3 protein-coding genes are annotated in these 2,669 nt (G+C 69.0%); 2 read left to right on the top strand and 1 reads right to left on the bottom strand.

All coding sequences use genetic code 11. The features are described from left to right. Together VFW24_10885 and VFW24_10880 are read left to right on the top strand one after the other, a co-directional pair. Positions 1-249 (top strand): VOC family protein (locus tag VFW24_10885; protein HEX5267267.1); only part of this gene is annotated, 249 nt, incomplete at its 5' end. A gap of 85 nt (positions 250-334) precedes the next feature. Beyond that, on the top strand, positions 335-1,849 hold the full coding sequence (locus VFW24_10880; protein ID HEX5267266.1) for an IS1182 family transposase: 1,515 nt from the start codon (positions 335-337) through the stop codon (positions 1,847-1,849). A gap of 182 nt (positions 1,850-2,031) precedes the next feature. On the opposite strand, the gene VFW24_10875 is transcribed toward VFW24_10880, so the two are convergent. Then, positions 2,032-2,622, bottom strand: a complete 591-nt coding sequence (locus VFW24_10875; GenBank protein ID HEX5267265.1) for a DsbA family protein — start codon at positions 2,620-2,622, stop codon at positions 2,032-2,034. Positions 2,623-2,669: the final 47 nt, after the last annotated feature.

Below are 2,669 nucleotides of genomic sequence, written 5' to 3'. Positions count from 1 at the left end.
GGCGAGGACTACGCCGAGCTGGCCAAGCTGGCGGAGGACGGGCCGAACCTGTTGTTCCTCCAGGTGCCCGAGCCCAAGGCGGGGAAGAACCGGCTCCACCTCGACCTCGTGGTGCCCGACGTGAAGTCGGCGGTCGACTCGGCGCTCGACCTCGGCGCCCGCCGGGCCGAGGGTGCCCTCGCCGGCCCGTTCCCCTGGATGGTCATGGTCGACCCGGAGGGCAACGAGTTCTGTTTGTGCCCGGGTTAGGGCGGCTCTTCGCCTCCTAGGAGTCTGCTGAGCAATCCGGGGTTGGGTGCTCGCGATTTTGTTGCTGGCGGGTGAGACTCGTGGGGTGCAAGGCAAAAGTGATTCCCATCCGGAGCTGTTAGACGCGGCGGCGTTGTGCGGTCATCTCGTGCCGGCCGGGTCGGTGCCTGCTTTTTTGGCGGAGCATCGGCAGCGGTTGTTCCCGGACGAGATGTTCGCTGATCTGTTCCCGTCGGGTCGGGGTCGGCCTTCGGTCCCGGCGGATGTGATCGCGACCGTGCTGGTGTTGCAGTCGTTGGAGGGGTTCTCTGACCGGGACGCCCTGGATCAGTTGAGGGTGAACATTGCCTGGAAGGTGGCGGCCGGGCGCCCGCTCGACGATCCGGGGTTCCACCCGACGGTGTTGACGTTGTGGCGGAACAAGTTGCGGGCCAGCGAGCAACCGGAGCGGATCTTCGACGCGGTGCGGGCGGTGATCGCCGAGACCGGAATCCTCAAGGGCAAGACCCGCCGGGCGTTGGATTCGACCGTTCTCGATGATGCGGTGGCGACCCAGGACACCGTGACCCAGTTGATCGCCGCCATCCGCCGGGTGCGGCGTCTGGTGCCCGAAGCCGCCGCCTTGGATCTGGCCGGGCACGACTACAGCCAGCCCGGCAAGCCCCGCATCGCTTGGGATGACACCGAGGCCCGGGACCAGCTCGTTAGTGCGCTGGTCAACGACGCCTTGGCCGTGCTGGCCGGCGTGGAGGGCGTGGTGCTCAACGGCGAGGCCGTCGACGCTGTCGGCCTCTTGGCCCTGGTGGCCGGCCAGGACGTCGAACCCGGCGACCAGGCAGGGTCGTGGCGGATTGCCCGCAAGACCGCTCCCGACCGGGTGATCTCGACCGTCGATCCCGAATCGCGTCACATCCACAAGACCGTCGGCGCCTACCGCAACGGCTACAAGGCCCACATCGTGGTCGAACCCGACACCGGACTGATCTGCGGGCAACGACTCACCCCCGGGAACACGTCCGACGGATCCGTTGCCGTCGACCTCATGGACAGCGAACCCAAGGGCGGTCAGGTTCTGGCGGATTCCGCCTATGGCTCGGGCGAGACCCGAGCGGCGCTGCGTCACCGGAAACACGATCTGGCCATCAAGCCCTGGCCCATGGCCAACACCGGCCGCTTCGGACGGGACGACTTCATCGTCGATCACACCGCCGGCGTTGTCACCTGCCCGGCCGGCCACACCGTCGAGATCACCGCCGCCAGGAACGCCATCTTCAGGCAGCGCTGCACCAACTGCCCCCTCCGGGCCCGCTGCACCACCGCCCGGGGAGGCCGAACCCTCAGCCTGTCGGAGCACGACACCGAACTGGCCGAAGCCCGCCGAGCCTGGCGGGACGGTGATTTCGCCGACGACTACCGACGATGGCGCCCCATGGTCGAACGCAGCCTCGCCTGGCTGGTCCGCCCCGGACGACGAGTGGCCTACCGAGGCACAGCCCGCAACCGCATCTGGCTCGCCCACCGAGCCGCCGCCATCAACCTCCAACGCCTCACCAACCTGGGCCTCTCCCACGACGGAGCCTGGCTGATCAGCAGCACATGAACAGGCCCTCGGGGGGCTGTCAAAGAGGGAACGGCTCTCGGCACGAAGCCACCTGCGCGGCCGGCTCACACCCCTCAAACGCCGGCTCTTCGGTCGGACATGGCCCCCGAGGACCCACAACCAAACTACGCCCCCGGGCTCCGCCCGGGAAGCGCCTTGCTCAGCAGCCTCCTAGCCGGCCGTCAGCGGGGGATCGTCGTCCGCTTGAACTCGTTGAGCCGGGTGCTCCCCACGAGGTCGAGGGCCTGGGCGAAGTCGTCGACGTTGCCCCGCTCCATGATCCGGACGAACACCGCCTCGTCGCCCTCGATGATCGTCGGCACGCCGAAGACGGAGAAGCGGTCGACGGCCTCGCTGTGCTCGGCCATGAGCGCCTTGAGCGGCCGGCCGGAGGCGACCTCCTCGGCGACGGCGGAGGCGTCGAGGCCGACGCTCTCGGCGACCTCGCGCAGCACGGGCTCCTCGGCGATCTTCTTCCCCTCGTCGTGGCGGGCGCGGAAGGCGGCGATGTGGAAGTCGAGGAAGTTCTCCGGGAAGGCGTCGCGGACGGCGATGCCCCAGAGCAGGGCCCGGAGGCCGCTGGCGCCCTTGTCGTCCAGCCCCCGCTCCCAGACCGGGGTTTCGCCCTCCTCGACATGGGTCTGGTCGAGCGAGAAGGGAGAGAACCGCACCTCCCAGTCGCGCCCCTCCCGCAGGCCGTTGACCACGGCCTCGTGGGCGTTGCGGGCGAACGGGCAGCGGTAATCCCAGGTGACGGCGAACGAACGAGCCACGGAGCCTCCCGGCGGACGACGGTGTCACGGTCTCTCGGCACAACCCT

It is taken from the genome of Acidimicrobiales bacterium, assembly GCA_036273495.1.
Taxonomy (GTDB): Bacteria; Actinomycetota; Acidimicrobiia; order Acidimicrobiales; family JAJPHE01; genus DASSEU01.
This window is presented reverse-complemented; position numbering and strand designations above follow the sequence as displayed.